Source organism: Psychrobacter sp. Ps4 (assembly GCF_022129285.1).
Taxonomy (GTDB): Bacteria; Pseudomonadota; Gammaproteobacteria; order Pseudomonadales; family Moraxellaceae; genus Psychrobacter; species Psychrobacter immobilis_A.
On record NZ_JADQAK010000021.1, the window covers coordinates 1 to 20,326 of the forward strand.

Annotated in this window: 15 protein-coding genes; 3 read left to right on the forward strand and 12 right to left on the reverse strand. The window is 44.2% G+C overall.

Translation table 11 applies throughout. The features are described from left to right. Positions 1–145 precede the first annotated feature (145 nt). Complete coding sequence (gene tgt / locus I3252_RS11525) at positions 146–1,297, forward strand: tRNA guanosine(34) transglycosylase Tgt (protein WP_193009500.1); 1,152 nt, start codon at positions 146–148, stop codon at positions 1,295–1,297. Between the two features lie 96 nt (positions 1,298–1,393). On the opposite strand, the gene I3252_RS11530 is transcribed toward tgt, so the two are convergent. From I3252_RS11530 to rimO, 12 genes are all read right to left on the reverse strand, one after another. Continuing rightward, positions 1,394–2,746, reverse strand: coding sequence for a sodium-dependent transporter (locus I3252_RS11530; protein ID WP_087814621.1), 1,353 nt, complete (start codon positions 2,744–2,746; stop codon positions 1,394–1,396). Positions 2,747–3,056: 310 nt separating this feature from the next. Next, positions 3,057–3,836: an acyl-ACP--UDP-N-acetylglucosamine O-acyltransferase gene (gene lpxA / locus I3252_RS11535; RefSeq protein ID WP_238035285.1), complete on the reverse strand. Its 780-nt coding sequence runs from the start codon at positions 3,834–3,836 to the stop codon at positions 3,057–3,059. Between the two features lie 202 nt (positions 3,837–4,038). After that, complete coding sequence (gene fabZ / locus I3252_RS11540; protein WP_045444990.1) at positions 4,039–4,548, reverse strand: 3-hydroxyacyl-ACP dehydratase FabZ; 510 nt, start codon at positions 4,546–4,548, stop codon at positions 4,039–4,041. Positions 4,549–4,620: 72 nt separating this feature from the next. Continuing rightward, positions 4,621–5,637, reverse strand: a complete 1,017-nt coding sequence (lpxD, locus tag I3252_RS11545; RefSeq protein ID WP_238035286.1) for a UDP-3-O-(3-hydroxymyristoyl)glucosamine N-acyltransferase — start codon at positions 5,635–5,637, stop codon at positions 4,621–4,623. Positions 5,638–5,783: 146 nt separating this feature from the next. Beyond that, complete coding sequence (gene bamA, locus I3252_RS11550) at positions 5,784–8,207, reverse strand: outer membrane protein assembly factor BamA (RefSeq protein ID WP_193216919.1); 2,424 nt, start codon at positions 8,205–8,207, stop codon at positions 5,784–5,786. Between the two features lie 262 nt (positions 8,208–8,469). Next, positions 8,470–9,846, reverse strand: coding sequence for an RIP metalloprotease RseP (gene rseP, locus I3252_RS11555; RefSeq protein ID WP_238035287.1), 1,377 nt, complete (start codon positions 9,844–9,846; stop codon positions 8,470–8,472). Positions 9,847–9,931: 85 nt separating this feature from the next. Continuing rightward, positions 9,932–11,140, reverse strand: a complete 1,209-nt coding sequence (ispC, locus tag I3252_RS11560; RefSeq protein WP_238035288.1) for a 1-deoxy-D-xylulose-5-phosphate reductoisomerase — start codon at positions 11,138–11,140, stop codon at positions 9,932–9,934. 153 nt (positions 11,141–11,293) lie between these two features. Next, on the reverse strand, positions 11,294–12,103 hold the full coding sequence (locus I3252_RS11565; RefSeq protein ID WP_238035289.1) for a phosphatidate cytidylyltransferase: 810 nt from the start codon (positions 12,101–12,103) through the stop codon (positions 11,294–11,296). A 201-nt stretch (positions 12,104–12,304) separates the two neighbouring features. Beyond that, positions 12,305–13,063, reverse strand: a complete 759-nt coding sequence (gene uppS, locus I3252_RS11570; RefSeq protein ID WP_238035290.1) for a polyprenyl diphosphate synthase — start codon at positions 13,061–13,063, stop codon at positions 12,305–12,307. Positions 13,064–13,375: 312 nt separating this feature from the next. After that, positions 13,376–13,930, reverse strand: a complete 555-nt coding sequence (frr, locus tag I3252_RS11575) for a ribosome recycling factor (RefSeq protein ID WP_045451790.1) — start codon at positions 13,928–13,930, stop codon at positions 13,376–13,378. A gap of 172 nt (positions 13,931–14,102) precedes the next feature. Beyond that, complete coding sequence (pyrH, locus tag I3252_RS11580) at positions 14,103–14,828, reverse strand: UMP kinase (protein WP_045444979.1); 726 nt, start codon at positions 14,826–14,828, stop codon at positions 14,103–14,105. Positions 14,829–15,056: 228 nt separating this feature from the next. Beyond that, positions 15,057–16,664, reverse strand: a complete 1,608-nt coding sequence (gene rimO, locus I3252_RS11585) for a 30S ribosomal protein S12 methylthiotransferase RimO (RefSeq protein WP_238035291.1) — start codon at positions 16,662–16,664, stop codon at positions 15,057–15,059. A gap of 135 nt (positions 16,665–16,799) precedes the next feature. Between rimO and I3252_RS11590 the strand changes: the two genes are divergently transcribed. Then, positions 16,800–18,215 carry an ATP-binding protein gene (locus I3252_RS11590; RefSeq protein WP_238035292.1) on the forward strand — a complete coding sequence of 472 codons (1,416 nt, stop codon included), beginning with the start codon at positions 16,800–16,802 and terminating at the stop codon, positions 18,213–18,215. Positions 18,216–18,298: 83 nt separating this feature from the next. Then, positions 18,299–20,143 (forward strand): sigma 54-interacting transcriptional regulator, encoded by a 1,845-nt coding sequence (locus tag I3252_RS11595; RefSeq protein ID WP_238035293.1) that lies wholly within the window; start codon positions 18,299–18,301, stop codon positions 20,141–20,143. The last annotated feature ends 183 nt before the right edge of the window (positions 20,144–20,326 follow it).

Sequence of the window (20,326 nt, forward strand, 5' to 3'; positions counted from 1 at the left end):
GCGTAACTAAAATCTCCCAAGTTTAAGTCTACGGGATTGACGGCAGGGGTCAGATATATCAATACCTCATAAACATCCATGTCCAAAAAAATGCTAACAATGCTATAATTAGCACCATTTTCATAGCTCACATAGCGGTTATCATATGCAATTTGTTTTACATAAAACGGCCAGCGGTGACACGCGTGCGCGCCGTGGTACGGTTCATCTCAATCATGGCGACGTACAAACGCCAGCGTTTATGCCTGTTGGCACTTATGGTACGGTCAAGGGCATGCTGCCACGTGATATTGAAGCCATCGGTGCTGATATTATTTTGGGCAATACCTTTCATTTATGGTTACGTCCAGGTACCGAGGTGATCGATAAGTTTGGCGGCTTGCATAAGTTCATGCATTGGGATAAGCCTATCCTGACCGATTCAGGTGGTTTCCAAGTATTCAGTCTGGGCGCCATGCGTAAAATCACCGAAGAAGGGGTCGACTTTAAATCTCCTATCGATGGTGCGAAAGTTTTTCTGTCGCCAGAAAAATCGATGCAGATTCAGTACAGCTTGAACTCAGACATCGTCATGCAATTTGATGAGTGTACGCCCTATCCTGCGACTCATGACGAAGCTAAAAAGTCATTAGAGCTGTCATTACGTTGGGGACAGCGCTGTGTTGATGAGCACAACAGACTGGGCAGCACCAACGCATTATTTGGCATTATTCAAGGCAGTATGTATCCTGATTTGCGTCAGCAATCACTTGAAGGCCTGCTCGATATCGGCTTTGATGGTTATGCCATCGGTGGTCTGTCAGTTGGTGAACCAAAAGATGAAATGATAGATGTCCTAGACTACCTCCCTGATGATATGCCAGCAGATAAGCCACGCTATCTGATGGGCGTTGGTAAGCCTGAGGATTTAGTTGAAGGCGTACGTCGCGGTGTCGATATGTTCGACTGTGTGATGCCGACGCGTAACGCGCGTAATGGTCACTACTTCGTCACAGGCGATGCAGACAATGCTGGTGTGGTACGTATCCGTAACAGCCAGTATCGCAATGACGAAGGTCCATTAGATCCTGAATGCGACTGCTATACTTGCCAAAATTTTAGCCGTGCTTATCTCTACCATCTTAATAAGTGTAAAGAGATGCTGGGCGCTCAATTAGCGACTATCCATAACTTGCGCTATTATCAGCGTTTGATGCAAGGTATCCGTGATGCCATTGAACAAGACAAATTTGATGAGTTTGTCAGCGAATTTTATAACAAACGTGGACAAACAGTACCTGAGTTAAATCTACGCTAATCATATTTTTGCAATTGTCATATCTATAAAAAGGGCTTAAGAATTATCTTAAGCCCTTTTTAGTGTGTTGCTTTTATTATTTCTAGTTAATCAGTACTAGCCCATTAACGAGGTTACAAATACCACGAGCACGGCAATTGGTGCTACAAACTTAGCAACGATTTGCCATAATTGCCATGCACCATTAGACAGACCAAGCTCTTGCTGAATACTGCGTTGATCCATTTGCCAACCAACGAAAATAATTGCAGCAAGACCAGTTAGCGGGAGAAGGAATTTACTTGTAATTTTATCCAATGCATCAAAGATACCGTTACCCATGATAGTAAAGTCAGACCATAGGTTAAATGATAGTAGTGCCGCAACGCCTAATAGCCAAATTACCGTACTGGCAACAATGGTTGATACCGTACGACTCATCGGTGTACGTTCTTCTAAAAACTCAACGGTTGGCTCAAGCAATGAGATTGATGAAGTAATAGCAGCAAAAGTAATAAGTAAGAAGAACAATGTACCAATGATCGTCCCTGCACCCATGCTACCAAAAGCGATCGGTAAGCTGACAAAGATAAGACCAGGACCCGAAGCAGGGTCTAGACCATTGCTAAAGATGATTGGGAAGATTGCTAGACCAGCAGCCAACGCAATAACCGTATCTAAAATCACAACAGTACGGGCGGTTTTTAGTAAGTTCACTTCACGACCCAAATATGAGCCATAAGCAATCATAATACCCATACCAATAGATAGTGTGAAGAAGGCATGACCCAATGCTGCAAGCATCACATCGCCCGTCAGCTTGCTAAGATCTGGTGTAAATAGATAAGCCACTGCTTCGCCAAAACCACCGTTTATCACGTTATAACCAACGATGACGAACAAAATCACGCCTAGTAGTGGCATTAAGACTTTAGCCGTGGTTTCGATACCTTTGGTCACACCAATACCGACAATCAAAGCAGTAATAGCCATAAACACGGTATGCCAAATCGTCAACGTCCCTGCCGAAGCCAACATAGCATCAAAGGTCGCAGCGATAGAATCACTGTCTTGACCAATAAAACTGCCTGTACCTGCTTTAGTAATATAGTTGAGTGCCCAACCACCAATCACACTATAAAACGATAGAATTAAGAAACCACCTAAAATACCTGACGCGCCAATGATGCCCCAACTGCGCGACTTACCTTCACTTGCTGCAACATCCGCAAAAGTGTTGACTGGGTTCTTTTGCCCACGGCGACCAATCAGCCATTCAGCGACTAGAATCGGAAAACCTACCAGCGCGATACAGAATAAATAAGCGATAACGAAAGCTGAACCACCGCTTTCACCGACCATATAAGGAAACTTCCATATGTTTCCCAAACCAACTGCTGAACCAACCGCTGCCAATACGAAGCCAAAACTTGAGCTCCACTGTGCATGTTCTTGTTTATTAATAGCCATTTTTTCCGTCCTCGTGCTTCAATTAACATCACTGATAATCTTCCTTGATTATCATAAATAGCCATGAGAAATATCAGGCTATTCAATAAACACCTCAATGTGAGGCATCCAGCAACATTAAGAAAGAATTGTTTACAATATCGTAAAGGCTCAGTTTCTGCTAAGCCACCAAAAAAGTCAAGCGCTCATAAACATAAAAAGCCATAACAATTGGTTATGGCTTCTGGTAATTTCATCTATAACTGACAAGAGTTTGGCTAATTAAAAAAGGCATACTATATATAATTTTCAGTAAAAGCCAATCGCCGTTCTAGCGCACCACACCACGACGACTTTTTTGTAGTGAATCAATGAGCAACTGGATTTTCGGCTCTTTTGGTAGCAGCTCATTATTCAAAACCTCAAGCGCTTGCACGGTCGTAAGACCCGATCTAAAAATCATACGGTAAGCTTGACGCAATACCTCAATAGTCTCTTTTGACCATCCTTTACGACGCATGCCTTCCACATTGAGACCATGAGTCGTTGCTGGATTACCAGATACCATGGTAAAGGCGGCTACATCTTTTAGAATCAGACTTGCGCCCCCAATCAAGCTATAGTCATCGACCGTACAAAACTGATGAATACCTGAATTACCGCCAATGATCGTATGATCACCAATAGTCACATGCCCTGCAACGCCAACATTGTTGGCCAATACATTATGATCGCCAATCACACAATCATGAGCCACATGAGTGTTCACCATCAGTAGATTATGGCTGCCTATTTTAGTGAGCTCACTATCTTGTGCGGTGCCGCGGTGTAAACTACAGGCTTCTCGAACGGTATTATGATCGCCAATCTCAAGCCAAGTACGCTCACCAGCATACTTCAAATCCTGAGGATCTTCGCCGATGCTCGCAAATTGATAAAACTCATTGTGTTGACCAATACGAGTCAATTTGGTAACAACTACATGGCGATGCAGAACCGTGTGAGCGCCAATAGTGACCTCATCACCGACGATACAATACGGACCAATGATAGCAGTCTCATCAATTTGGGCAGACGGTGAGATGAGTGCTGTTGGATGGATCTGACTCATAATGTGGGCCTTTGTATGATCTGATGCGCGTAAATGGTAAAACAAATACAGCCAATTCAGTTTTATGAGAAAACCTAAGCATGGCTCTGCTGTTAAATGCGAGTGTCAATTATAATGCTTGTGACCCGCTTTGACCTAATTTTTTAGATGCTTTGTTTAAAGAATTAGGTCGGCTACGAGGCACAATGGCTATTAGTAAACGTTATTGTTCTTGGCGAGCAATCATTATTTGCGCACTGGCAGCTAACTCATCGTCAACATGTACAGTACAGTCAAATTTATAAATACCGCGCTTCTGCATCACTGTTTTAGCACGAATAGTCAGCTGATCACCAGGAATCACTCGACGCTTAAAACGGACCTTATCAACACCTGCAAACAGATATAAATAACCATCTTCTGCGGTCAGACCGGCACTGATAAATCCGAGCACGCCTGAGACCTGAGCCATGCACTCAACCATAAGTACTCCTGGCATAATCGGCTCATCAGGAAAATGACCATTGAAAAACTCTTCATTGATAGTCACATTCTTAATACCCGTAATGCACTCACCAGGCGTGCAATCAATAATCTTATCTACTAAAAGAAAAGGATAACGGTGTGGCAAATAATGCTTTAACGTATGATAGGTTAATGGCAGCGTAAGACCTTGCTCAGCTAAGCTTTTCATTTCTTTATCATTCAAAATATCGATATCGGTGCTGCTCATAATGGTGCTTCCTTGCTATGTTTCAAATCGCTATGATTTTACTGTGTTTGTATATATGCATTGATATTTGCGCTAATCACGCCCAAGCTGACGGAAGCGTACAGCTGCCCGTCGCCAGTTAGCTGTCGGCATAGCAGCCGTTCCAGAGGAGTATGAACCAGCGGTTTTGATAGATTTGGTTACCATGGTCATCCCAGATAAAGTGACATCATCTGTAATCTCGATATGACCTGTGATACCGACCGCACCGCCAATAATACAGCGCTTGCCGATACTAGTACTGCCCGCGATACCCGTTTGAGCCGCGATGGCTGTGCCATCACCGATACGCACGTTATGAGCAACTTGTACCAAATTATCAATAATAACGTGATTGCCAATGATCGTATCATCAATGGCACCTCGGTCAATGCAAGTTTGACTACCAATTCGCACATGGTTGCCAATTACGACCCGTCCTAACTGAGCGATACGCTCCCAGCCAGTGGTACTAGGATCTTTGGTTGGTGCAAAACCAAAACCTTCTGCACCCACACTGACACCCGCGTGTAACCTCACATGATCACCAATGACACAATCATGCCCGATCACCACTTGTGATTTAATAACACCATCAGTACCAATAGTCGTATTTTCTTCGATCACCACATGCGCCGCAAGTGAGCTACGCGCACCAATTTGCACATAATCGGCTATCACACAAAAAGGTCCAATATTCACCTGCTCACCAATGACCGCACTATCAGCAATCACAGCGCTAGGATGAATACCACCAGACAGTGACTCACGAGCAAACAACTGGCTAGCACCAGCATAAGCTAAGTAGGGGCTTGCGACGACTAACGCTATCGCTGTGGTGGGCACTTGGTCGCGATATTCCGCAGTAACCAATACAGCCCCTGCCTCGCTAATAGCCAGACTAGAAATATAATGAGGATCGGCCAAAAAGCTTAACTGATTATGACCAGCCGTGGTCAAACTACCAATACTGCTGAATTTTTGACGTAACTGTTCAGCGCTGATTTCAGCCTTATTGGTGATGGGCTGACGCTGCTCAATCCGAGTGATAAGTTGCTCAATCGTTATCATAGTGACTATTAATATAAATATTATTATGAATAAGACAATCGCCAAGCTGAACAATCACCTTGGCGATCTACTAATATCTAACAGATGCTGCGTTCATTCAAGTAACTGCTATGGTTAACGACATGAACGCAAACAATCATGCTACGTTAGAACGTATTACCAATCTGGAACTGAACTTTTTCAGTTTCATCGCCTTCTTTATCACCAATAGGTACAGCATAACTTAATGAAATTGGACCAATTGGTGTATACCAGGTTATACCTGCACCCGCACTAAAGCGCATACTATTGTCTTGCGTCAACAGTGGTACGCCCGTATCAGTACCGTCATTAGGATTGATAAAAGTACGATCTTCCTTATCAGTCGTATCAAATACTTGACCGCCTTCAGCAAACAATACTGGACGCACTTGATCTGCCCAATCGCCCTTAAACGGCATTGGCAAAATTAGCTCACTACCGAAGCTGACTAGCGCATTACCACCGATGTCTTCATCTTTGTAACGCACATCATCATTTATGGCATCATAATACGTTTGTGATTTTGGCCCAAGGGTTGAGGCTTCATAACCACGTACAGAGCCATAGCCCCCAGCATAAAAGTTTTCATAAAATGGCAAATCATTACCATAGCCAAGCTTAGTATAACCGCGTGCTACCCAGTCTTTGTAGAAGGGATAATAGATGTTGCCGCTATAAACAAGTTTTTGATAGTTGGTATCACCCAAGCCAATGGTGGCATCGACCGTATGGCTCATACCTTTGGTCGGGAACACTGGACGATCTAAGGTGCTATAGTCCCAGCCAAACAGTAGGTTATAAGTATTGTAATCATTTTTAAAGCCTGTGCGTCCAGAAGCTTCATTTTCATCATTAACAAAGTTCTCAAACGTACCGCCATCATCAATAATTTGCTGAACGTTTGATACACCCAAGAAGCGACCACCACGTACTGACGTATTATCAACGTTCAAGCCCGCACTAACGCGTTTGGTTTCGTCAACAGGATAACTGTAGTTCAGCGTAGCACCATAAGAATCGGTGACATAGTTACTGACGTTTCTATCATCGTATTTCGTTTCACGATAATAGGCACTAAGACCTTGTGAGACGCCGTTTTCGGTAAAGTACGGATCGGTATAACCCAAACTATAAGAATCACGGGTTTCTGAGCGTGATAGTGCCGCTTTCACACGGTTACCTGTACCCATAAAGTTGTTTTGTGTTAGATCTAACTGGAAAGTCACACCGCCGCTTTGCGAGTAACCCGCGGCAATCGTCGAACTACCAGAAGGCTGCTCTTCAACCGTATAATTGATGTCTACTTGGTCTGGTTGGTTCGGTACTGGTTTCACATCAACGTTGACGGCTTTAAAGAAGCCTGTACGCATCAGACGTGTCCGTGACAACTGGATTTTGTCACTAGTTGCCAATGCGCCTTCTAATTGACGCATTTCACGGCGCAGTACTTCGTCTTGAGTTTTGATGTTACCAGTAAAATTAATACGACGAACGTAAATAGGACGTGCAGGGTCGATGAAATAATCGATATCCACTACTTTGGTCTCGTCATTGATACGTGGTACTGGTCTCACCTGCGCCAAATAATAGCCTTCATTACCGTAACGACTCTTAAGTGCCGCGGTGGTTTCATCGAGCTTGGCTTGCGAGTATTTTTCATTGGGTGCAAAAGTCACCAACTCTGTTAGTTCATTGTTCTCAAAAGTCGGCTTACCTAAAAAATTCACTTCACCAAACTGATATTGTTCGCCTTCGCTTAGACTCACTTCGATAAACACGCTGCTCTTATCTTCACTGATGTTGAGCACCGCATTATCTACTGCAAAACGCACATAACCATCGTTTTGGTAAAGCGCTTTTAAATTCTCTAAACTGGCAGCCAGCTTTTCTTTGGCATAACGATCAGATTTAGATAACAGGCGCGTCCACGAAGACTCTTTTACCGCAAAAACGTCTTTGATTTCTTCATCACTAAAGTGTTTATTGCCAATGATATTAATATCGACCACTTTGGCAGGTTTGCCTTCGACAAAACGCACGTCGAGCTTGACGCGATTGCCATCAAGTAACGTTTGATCAACCTCGATATTGCTGTTGTAATAGCCTTGGCTGATATATTGCTGCTGTAGCTCATTGGCGACGCCTTGTAGCGTGGCTTGTTTCAGCACATTACCAGCAGACAGACCAGCATTGTCCAACCCTTGCTCTAACCCTTCTTTTGGAATGAGCTTATTGCCCTCAAAATTGACTTCAGCAATCGTGGGGCGCTCAACGACATCAAACCGTAGCTGTCCACCTTCGATACGGCTTTGAATATCAGCAAAATTTTCGGTCGCATAAAGCGCCTTAATACTGGCTGCTAAACTACTGTCATTTACCGTATCCCCTACCGAAATAGGTAGAACCGGATAGAGGCTATCGGGGGTTAAACGTTGCAAACCATTGAAACCGATGTCAGTGACTACAAATTCTGCAGCCTGTACTGGCATACTCATCATCGCTACAACTAACGGCAACCCTGCCGCGCTCATAAATAAAGGCGTACGCATAAACACTATCCGTCAATAAAAAACTTGCTTAAGTTAAGTTAAAAAGCCCATATTGTCTAGCGCATTTCGCATGAAATTTAAGCGCATACGCAGCAGACTCAGAACACTTTATATAAAATGCATCACAAAATAAACTAAAAATTACGATTAGTACAGAGGCTATGATACAAAGCATGCTACCTATCATGGTCATAATCATCCCATAATAGGCGTAAAACCATTAGTATCTCGTGCCTTATCCATCATATTAGCGATTCGCTGGTCAAAACAGCCGACTAATATCATTACCAATTGCTAACACCATGAAACCTGCCAGCAAGAGTAAGCCGATATTTAGTCCAATCATTTGCACCCCTTCCGAGAGTGGCTTACCACGAATCAATTCAATAAGATAATACACAATATGACCGCCATCCAACACAGGAATGGGCAAAAGATTGAGTACAGCAAGGCTCAAACTAATCAAAGCCGCCGTCGATAACACCATCTGCCAACTGATATCAAAACTCTGTTTGGCAACTTTAGCAATCGTGATAGGACCTGATAAGTTATCCAACCCAATCATGCCAGACAGCATTTTGCCCATTGAGCTGACGGTCATCACTGCAAGCTGTTCAGTTTTCTCAAATGATTTCACCAATGACTCACCAGGGCCATAGACTACGGTGGACTTGTAAGCGTCAGGAATAACAATTTCGGACTGTGCCACCATAGCACCAATTTGCCCATAATCGTTACCCAAATTGTCTTTTTTGCCTTGCGGCATAATCTGAAGCTGTACGGGTTTACCATCACGCAATACTGTGAAATTAAGCAAAATTTCAGGACTGTCGCGGATGATACGAGTGGCACTGAGCCAATCTTTAATTGGTTGATCATTGATAGCAATAATACGATCGCCTACTTTTAGACCTTGGCGACTGGCGGCACCATCAGGGGTCAAATCACCTACTATCGGTGCAATATCTGGTTGCCATGGCAGCATGCCAAAGCTGGTCAACGCATCTTTACCTTGCGCGCTGCCTTGCATAAACTGAGTTACGGGCGCTTGATAAGTTTTGATTGCATTATCAGCTTGTGTCTCTGATTGCAGAGTAATACTGACATTATCTGTCTCGCCCATCCGTCCAGCAAGCCGATAGTTGATGCCTTCCCACGTTTGTACCTCATGCCCATCAATCGCAACGATTTTGTCGCCAACTGGCAACTGTGCCATAGCAGCAGGCGTCTCGGGTAATACCTGCCCAATCTTCGTCGCTAACTGCTCTGATGGTGTCATAAACAACACCCAAAACAGCGCAATAGCAATGATAAAGTTCATGATAGGACCAGCGGCAACAATCGCAATCTTTTTTAGCGGATGCTGACGATTAAACGCCAAATGTTGCTCAGCTTTTGCTACCTCACCTTCGCGCTCATCGAGCATTTTGACATAACCACCAAGTGGCAAAGCGGAAATACGATAATCAATACCGCTTTTTTTGCTCGTCCAGCCAAAGAGTTTGGGACCAAACCCGATAGAATAGGTCAAGACTTTAACGCCGCAAAGACGAGCGACGATATAGTGTCCCCACTCATGTAAGGCAACAAGCGGACCTAAGACAAATATTGCCGCAAGGAGCGTTAATAAAAACGTCATGATCTTTTCTCAGTATGGTTTCTCAGCATTCTTTCTTAGCATCTTTTATTGACATCGTTTTTTAACGACGCAGTTGTTGATACAGTTACATCAACTTTGCCACAAGTTTGTCCGTCAGGTGACGCGCTATTTTATCAATTGCGAGTATATCTTCTATGTCAGCCGTTTCGTTTAACGGTGGCAGCTGTATGTCATTTAATGCTTGCTCATTGATATCAGCAATGTCAGTCAGGCGAATTTTCCCAGCCAAAAACGCCGCCACGGCAATTTCGTTGGCCGCATTTAAAACAATCGTCGCTTGCGTGCCCGCTTGCATGGCTTGGCGTGCCAAACGCAAACAGGCAAATTTTTGCAAGTCAGGCTCAATAAACTCTAAGCCGCTGAGCGCAAATAAGTCTAACGGCTGCGAGCCACTATCGATACGATCAGGGTAACTGAGCGCATGGGCAATGGGCGTTTTCATATCGGGACTGCCGAGCTGCGCCAAAAAGCTACCATCGCTATATTCTACCATTGAGTGAATGATACTTTGTGGATGAATCACCACATTTATCTTATTTTCAGGCAAATCAAACAAATGACAAGCTTCAATCAGCTCAAGCCCTTTATTCATCATCGTTGCTGAATCGACGGATATCTTTTGACCCATTGACCAATTTGGATGTTTGACCGCTTCAGCGACGTTCGCGTGCTGCATCTGCGCAAACGATTTTTGCAAAAACGGCCCACCAGAGGCCGTTAACCATAGCTTACGCACGCCGTGGTTTGGCTGATGAATTTGGGTATTGTCCTGCTGAATAGCCAGTGGTAAACACTGAAAAATAGCATTGTGCTCAGAGTCAAGCGGCAGCAAAGTAGCGTTATGCGTTTTGACGGCAGTAATCATCACTTGCCCTGCCATCACCAGCGCTTCTTTATTCGCTAGTAAAATACGCTTACCTGCACGAGCAGCGGCTAAAGTAGAAGGCAGACCAGCTGCGCCTACGATCGCAGCGACAACGGTATCCGTCTGCGAATCAGTGGCAATATCGACCAGCCCTGCTTCGCCGCCTACCACATCGATGTCAAGACCTGCCGCACGGAGTCGCTGGGAAAAATCATCGACTGCGGCGGTCGGTACGCTAACGCGCTTTGGCAAAAACTGCTGGCAAAGTGCAAACAGTTTGTCTAAACGGTGATAGCCTGACAGAGCGTAGACCGTGTAAAGCTGTGGTTGCGCCGCTAATATTGCTAACGTGCTATCGCCAATCGAACCTGTCGCGCCTAGTACGGCGATGCGTTGCGTCATAACCATCGGTGCCTGTAAATGATACGGTAAAAAATTAAATAAGAAATCGATAAAACGTCTGATAAATAAGAGATGGACGATATCCAATGTATTGACTAGTCACTCATCTTAACTACTATAATTAGGGCGTATCATCGTCTATGAATTATTTTTTCAGTCCTAAACCACTATCAAACCTAACTGCTGTATCGCCCAAAAACCAAGCGCAAATATCGGTGTGGCAGAGAGCAGTGAGTCGATACGGTCAAGCACGCCGCCATGCCCCGGTAAAATCGTTCCTGAATCTTTGACATCAGCGCGGCGCTTAAGCATCGACTCAAATAAATCGCCAAGTACAGAGGCTAAAATGGTCAAGGCTGATAATGCTACAAATGCAACTAACGGCACACCCGTCAATTGTAACTTAAATACACTGATGGCAATAACCACGAGCAGACCAGTGACCAAACCACCAGCCAGCCCTTCCATACTTTTATTGGGTGAGACGTTCGGTGCCATCTGGCGGCGACCCAGTTTACGCCCCACAAAATAAGCGCCACTATCTGCACACCAGACCAAAAGGAACACATAGAGTAACCACCATGCTGACAGTTGCCATAAATAAAACATCGCCGTAATCGATGCGGTCAATATCACCGCACCCATCAATGCCAGTTTCTTGCCATACCAATTGGTATGAGTCGGGAACACTCGCACCCAAGACAGCGCCATTAGCCATATAGCCAGTGAAGCCACCCACCAAAATAACCATGTCACTTTAAACATGAGTGATACTAGGGTCAACACCAAAACCAATAGCACAAACAGCGCAGGATGACGCCACTTGGGCATCAGCTTAGTCCATTCGTGAGCGGCGATACTAACGCCAATCGCTAACAGCGGTGCAAATAAAATAGGGGTTTGGCTCGCAAACATTGCAATACCAACGATAATAACGAGAACAACTGCCGTCTTAATTCGTTGCCACATACTTATTGAGCCTTATAATAATGAAAAACGCATGGTCAAAACGTGCATTATAGCAGCTAATCTACAATAGCCCACTAATAGCAGTTGACGCTTATTGACGCGGTTTATTATTTCACAAACAAGCAATATTAACTACATATACGATAGCGGCTTTGTAAGAGCTTTTTCCTTTACAAAATAACAGGCAAATGCTTAACACCATTAACGACTTGCTTGCTCTATCACTATCTGCTCACTGGTTTTGCCAAAACGGCGCTGCCGCTGAGCAAACTCTTTTACCATTGCTGCCAGCTCATCGGCTGCAAAATTTGGCCATAATGTCTGGGTAAAGAATAGCTCGGCATAGGCTGACTGCCACAATAAAAAGTTAGAAATTCGGTATTCACCGCCTGTGCGTATCAGCATATCTACTGCTGGTGCATCTGCTAATTGCACATAGTTACCGAGCAATTCTTTGTTAATATCATCAGCACGTAACTGACCAGCCTCTACTTGCTGCGCTAGCTGTTTTGCCGCATGGGCAATATCCCATTGCCCACCATAACTGATAGCGATGACTAGAGTCATGGCTTCAAAGTCTGCTGTTTTTGCTTCAGCGTCCGCCATTAATGCTTGCAAATCATCACTCAGCTGACTGCGGTCACCAATAAAACGCAGACGAATACGATACTCATTCATGCGTGGTATTTGCTCATGAATGGTTGAGGTTAACAGTTGCATGAGTAGTGCCACCTCACTGGGCGGGCGTTGCCAATTCTCACTAGAAAATGCAAATACCGTTAATACTTTGATACCCGTATTAACGCAATACTCGACGATAGGATCGAGTGCATCTTTGCCAGCCACATGCCCTTGGCCTTTGCCCAAATCATTGGCTTTACCATAACGATTATTGCCATCCATGATGATAGCGATATGGCGTGGAAGAAGATCAGGAGCCAAAACGGCTGAAGTGGACATAGGCGAAAGTGCTTATTGTTGAGGTAAAATAATAATAACGGCTGCGATAACGATTAGAAAGCGTCATAACCATAATTCACAAACTTATCATAAACCCATCTATGGGCGTGATTTAGTTTGCAAGATAGCGCTTATAAAATACAGTTTACAAATCTGAGCAAGCCTATTGCCGTATCCGATTGATATAATATTGACGCTATTATCGGTACCGTCTACACAATAATAAGCAGCCAATAGTACTGACAGATTGGCTGCTTATTATAAGGATATGACATAACGGATTTTTTCTAAAATGATCGAAAAACCAGTGCTTTATACGTCCATCAAGTCAGTTTCTTTTTTGCTCAAACGTTTATCGATGGTTTCGATATACTTGTCAGTGATTTTTTGAATGTCATCACTGGCACGGCGCTCGTCGTCTTCTGAGATCTCTTTTTCTTTGGCCAATTCTTTGATGTCATTCATCATATCACGGCGAATATTACGGATAGAAACACGGCTACTTTCTGCTTCTCCACGCGCAAGCTTTTGCATGTCGCGGCGTGTCTCTTCTGTCAATGCAGGCATTGGCACACGAATCACATCGGCGGTCACTGGGTTGAGACCCAAATCTGCTTCGCGAATGGCCTTGTCAATTGCTTGTACCATGGTACGGTCAAACGGCTGAACCATGAGCGTACGTGAGTCTTCAACGTTGACACTCGCCACTTGATTCAAAGGTGTAGGCGACCCGTAATAGCTAACCATCACGCCTGACAACATACCTGGATGTGCGCGCCCTGTACGGACTTTGCTAAAAGTGCTCTCAAGCGCTTCCAGTGTTTTTTGCATGCGCGCTTCGCCGTCTTGCTTAATCTCTTTGATCATTAGATATCCTTATTTATCGCTATCGATAAATCATTCATTTGTTAGTAAATATACGGTTGTTCACTACTAATTATTAGCGACTGGTAGTTATTAGCGACCAATCTAATTTTAATGACTGGTATTCTCGTATTAATATTTAGAGCGTTCAGAGCGTTTAAAGTATTCAGGCAAATCAGTGATAAACGCGTGTGCCTTCATTTTCGCCCATAATGACGTTTAATAACGCATTAGGCTTGGTCATATCAAACACTTGTAGCGGCACGTTGTGCTCACGGCATAAGGCAATGGCAGTTAAATCCATCACGCCAAGCTTTTGCTCTAATACTTCATCAAAAGTTAAACCATCATATTTAACTGCATCGTCATGTAAGCTTGGGTCTTTGTCATAAACGCCATCTACTTTGGTGGCTTTTAGAATTAAGCCAGCTTCAATTTCAATACCACGTAAGCAAGCAGCGGTATCAGTGGTAAAGAAAGGATTGCCTGTACCAGCAACAAAGATACATACTTCGCCATTTTTGAGATAGCGAATGGCATTACGGCTGCTATAGCTTTCGGTCACTTCACCGATTGGCAAGGCTGACATCAAGCGGGTTTTAATATTACGGCGCTCAAGCGCATCACGCATCGCCAGACCATTCATAACGGTTGCTAACATACCCATTTGATCACCAGTCACACGGCCGACTAAGCCTTCTTGTTGCAACTGCGCGCCGCGATATAAGTTACCGCCGCCGACCACAATACCGACTTGAACACCAAGACCACGCAAATGGGCGATAGACAAGCTCATCTTATCGAGCACTTCGCTATCAATTCCCATCTCTTTGCCACCAGCTAAGGCTTCACCAGAGAGTTTCAGCAAGATACGAGAGTAACGCGGGTTTTTGTCAGACATGAGGTCACCTTGTTAGCATTAAATTATAATTAAAATGAGCGGTAAAACACAAATAGAGTTTGCCTTCGAATTTACTCGAAGTGTCATCACCGAGGTACTATATAGGAAGCACCGCAACTGATGACAAACGTGTAAAAAGGCTAAATTGCGCTAATTGTAGCAAAAACTGCCCGCGATTGGGCAATTTTCACTCTTATATTGTAGTGACTAATCAGCTACAGTGACTGCTTAGCCTTTGTAACTGGCAAACAAATCATACTCGCTAGCGTCGTCAATCGTAACCGTTAGGAATTGTCCGACCTTAACTTGAGCGGTAATCTCATCAACGTAGACATGACCGTCAATCTCTGGTGCATCGGCATAGCTACGGCAAATCGCAATGCCCTCTTCACTATCAATTTCGTCGACCAATACCATCAAGGTTTTACCGACTTTCTCTTGTAGCTTTTGCGCTGAGATATCTTGTTGCAGCGTCATCAAACGCTCATAGCGTTCTTGCTTGACGTCTTCAGGCACATGATTTGGCAGGTCATTAGCCACTGCGCCTTCGACTTCTGAATAGGTAAACGCGCCAACACGATCAAGGCGAGCTTCTACTAACCAATCAAGCAAGCATTGGAAATCTTCTTCTGTCTCGCCAGGGAAGCCCACAACGAAGGTTGAGCGAATGACGATATCAGGGCAAATCTCACGCCATGCATGGATACGCGCCAAGGTGTTTTCGCTATGCGCTGGGCGTTTCATCGCTTTTAGGATGCGATGGCTAGCATGTTGGAACGGAATATCGAGATAAGGCAGTAGCTTTTTCTCGCCCATTAGCTCAACCACTTTATCGACATGCGGATACGGATAGACATAATGCAAGCGCACCCAAATGCCTAAGTCATTTAAGGCTTGGCACAAGTCATAAAACTTCGACTTCAGCGGCATGCCATTCCAAAAACTGGTCTTATATTTCAAATCCAGTCCATAAGCAGAGGTATCTTGCGAAATAATAAGCAATTCTTTCACACCAGCATTTTTCAGCGCCAACGCTTCATTCATCACACTGTCAATCGGACGTGAAACCAAGTCTCCACGTAAGCTTGGAATGATGCAGAAAGTACAACGATGGTTACAGCCTTCCGATATTTTTAGATAAGCATAATGGCTTGGCGTCAATTTGATACCCGCTTCATTAATCAAATCTATCTTTGGATCATAACTAGCGTCCTGACTGCGGTCAGGCTTGGGCACATGCAGCGAAACGGCTCTAATGACTTCATCATAAGCATGAGCGCCAGTTACAGCTAGCACGGCTGGGTGCATTTCACGGATTTTGTCCGCCTCTTTACCCAAGCAACCAGTAACGATTACTTTACCGTTTTTGCTAATCGCTTCGCCGATGGCATCTAGCGACTCTTGTACTGCTGACTCGATAAAGCCGCAGGTATTGACCACCACTAAATCAGCGCCTTCGTAATCACTCGCCACTTGATAACCATCACGGCTAAGCTCAGTGATAATGCGCTCACTATCAACCAAGGCTTTTGGGCAACCTAGTGACACAAACCCAATCTTTGGCGCTGCGTTCACTGGCGCATTTTCAGTCGATAAAGCACCTGAAGTCACATCGCTGCTTTGCTCAATGCTACGGTTTTGATTGTGATTGGCTTTATGATGGTAAGGTTGGTTAGTGTTTGCTTGACTGACATCTGCCTGATTGTCTTGTGCTATATTTGGTTTGGCAGGATTAAAAACGGTGGCAGTGTCTTTTAACATAGAATCTGTTGGCGTAGAAGTTGACGGTGAGGTAGTAACAGTCGTATTAACCGACTCGGTAGAAGTGTTGGGCATGGCTGACCTTGCTAGAGATAAATTGGCTGTGCGCATTGTACGTTTTTTTTGCAAAAATCGCCAGTTTTGCCGCTCTATAGTGTTGATTTATGGTTAAATATTATATCGCGTCTTCTTTTATTCTAGGCAATAGCCATGACAACCCATTTGACAACCGTAAAACCGACACCTGACTTAGCATTTATGTCACAGCATTTGTTCACCGCTATTTTATGGATCAATGATGACTTATCGATCACTTGGCTAAATGCCCAAGCCGAACAACTACTTGCTATTAGTAGTGGACGCTTACTGGGTCAGTCTATATTGACCCTGCTTGCATCCGAAACATCCAAAGCATTGAAATCAGCCGATAGTAATCATGACAGTGATAACCATGTAGCTGTCGATAAAAGTAGTGGTGAAGATACTCATGAACAAACTTGCTCTTTAAAAGAACGATTTCAGCAAGCAAAGCAGTATCAACAACCCTTTATCGATCATGATCACCTTATCAGCACACCGCTAAATGGTAATTTATCATTCTCAGTTGATTATAGCGTGACCCCTGTCATTTATGAGCAGCAACCTTATTTTATTATTGAGATGTGGGGCAAGGATCGCCAAAGTCGCATATCAGAGGAACAACGCCAGCAGCAACAATATAATGTTGCCCGTCATATGCTGCGCTCGGTCGCTCATGAAATCAAAAATCCGCTTGCCGGTATTCGCGGGGCGGCGCAATTATTACAGCGGCAATTCATCAAATTCAGTGACGCCTCGCCTATTAACAGTGCTCCTCCTGCTATTCTTGGCACAAACCCTATGGTAAACCCGAATAGCCATCTGCAAAAAACGGCTGAAAAACTGCGTAATTATACTGATATCATCATCTCAGAGACGGATCGTCTAACCCATCTTATTGGGAAATTCCTTGGCTCCAATCAATTACCAAATTGGCAAACGCTAAATATCCATGAGCCACTGGAGCATGTTTTATCTTTGGTCGTCAATCAATATCCGCAAGTGACGCTACAGCGCGATTATGATTTGTCATTGCCTGAGTTATGCGCTGATAAAGATCAGCTAATACAGGTGTTTTTAAATTTGATTAATAATGCCTGTGAATCGATGACTGAGTTTGAGCAAACGCTGCAGCAAAGAGAGTTGTCCGAGCCTAAGCTGCGACAACCTGTCACTTCACAAATGAGCAATCACGACAGCACCAGTTATAAGCCAACGCTACACATTCAAACTCGCATTGCCTTTCAACATACCATTGCTGGGCAACAGCACAAGCAAGTGCTACAAATCAATATTGCCGATAACGGTTCAGGCATTGATCCGGCATTGATCGGACAGATATTTTTCCCAATGGTGACCAGCCGTGCCGCAGGGACCGGGCTAGGATTGTCTATCGTGCAAGATATCATCAGTCATCACCATGGTATGATTGACGTGAGCTCCCAACAATCAAAAAACCTTCACGACAGTGTCAAAAACAATCATAACCATCAACACACCAGTTTTACGCTGTACTTGCCTTTCAATCAGCCAGCGCACCATGCTTAAAACAGCCAGCACCCAAGGCTTAGAAACCATGACCTAACTTATGAAACAATCACCCTGAATCACTTGCTTATTAGGCCTGATAAATGACTGCATATAATGACCACGCCACATCTAACAGCGACAATCAAGGCTCTGCCCAAACATCAGACAATCAAGAGTCTAGTAACCGAGAGTCTGATAAACGAGAACCTGATAACCAAGCTACAAAAGTAACGGTCAATAATGCACCTAATACTAACCCTGCAACGTTATGGCTCATCGATGACGATGCAGCCCTGCGTTTGGTGTTGGCAGATACTTTTGAAGACGCAGGATTGACGGTTATCAGCTTTACCCAAGCGCAAGCGGCGTGGACACGCCTCAACGATATTTTGCAACAGCAGGAATCAGTTGCTCAGTTGCCTGACGTGATATTGACCGATATTCGTATGCCCATGATGGATGGTTTGTCTTTTAGTGATTGGGTACATGAGCATTTCCCTAAGCTGCCTATTGTCATTATGACGGCGCATTCTGACCTCACCTCTGCTATTAATAGCTATCAAACAGGTGCTTTTGAATATCTGCCAAAACCTTTTGACTTAGATGATGCAGTCGTCACGATTTATAAAGCCATTAATTATCAGCCCAATATGCTGGCAGCGGCGGCAGCAAACTCTACAGCTGAATCTGCTCCGAAGACAATTACCAAAAATCTATCAGATACTTTACCCAATATGCAGGTACAACCCAATACCAATACCAGACCCAAGCTTGCTAGCAAGGCTACTCTGGTCAGCAAAACCAATAAAACATCCAGCCCTAAAATCAAAGTTAAACCTGCCATCAGCGCTAATGACAATCCAAGTGGCATCATTGGACAATCTCAAGCGATGCAGACGGTGTTTCGTGCCATTGGGCGCTTAGCGCACTCGCCTATTACCGTCTTAATTACTGGTGAATCAGGCACGGGTAAAGAGTTGGTCGCCAGTGCGTTGCACCAGCATTCACCGCGTCACCAGCAGCCTTTTATTGCCCTCAACATGGCTGCCATACCACATGATTTGATTGAATCTGAATTATTCGGTCACGAAAAAGGGGCGTTTACTGGTGCGACGACGACGCGACAAGGGCGTTTTGAGCAAGCGGATGGTGGAACATTATTTCTAGATGAAATTGGCGATATGCCTTATAGTACCCAAACTCGGCTGCTACGAGTACTGGCCAATGGTGAGTTTTTTCGCGTCGGTGGACAGCAGCCGGTCAAAGTGAATGTACGCATCATTGCCGCTACTCATCAAAACTTAGAAGAACTCGTCAAACAAGGCAAATTCCGTGAAGATCTGTTTTATCGCCTTAACGTTATTCGCTTGCCCCTGCCACCATTACGGACACGACCTGAAGACATTCCAGCATTAGCCAATTATTTTATGCAGCGCGCTGCTGAACAGATGAACAGTGCAGAGAAACAGTTACATCCGACAGCACTACATATCATGCAGGCTTTTGAATGGCGCGGCAATGTCCGCCAACTTGAGAACGTCTGCCTTTGGTTGACCGTGATGGCCACAGGCGACACCGTGATGGTGGATGATTTGCCACCAGAGCTACTTGAAAATATCTCGTCTGATTTAGAAGAATATCAAGAGCAAAGTCAGCCTTCACAAGCTATGACTCACAATGAGCAAATACGCCCTCATTCCCACAGTTCAAGTTGGCAACAAGCATTGGCTGCTTGGGCTGAGCAATCGCTACAAACAGGAGAAACCGATATCTTGCAGGCGGCAACCCCTGAGTTTGAACGTGTTTTATTGACGGCGGCGCTCAACCATAGTGGTGGCAAAAAGATCGCTGCTGCTAATTTACTCGGTTGGGGGCGCAATACCCTGACACGTAAATTACAGCAATTAGATATTTCTTCAGCAGAAGGGCAAAATAATCGTCATTAAAGGCGCAAATTTATAAATATTAATACCATTAATATCAATAACTTATAAAAATAAGTGAAAATAAATGATAAATATTTAAAAATAATTGCAAATAGGGGTTGCCAAACGTTTCAAACTCTATATAATAGCCAACCACTGAGACGCACTACCGAATCAGTTAACTGTCTATACTGTGTTTGAGTT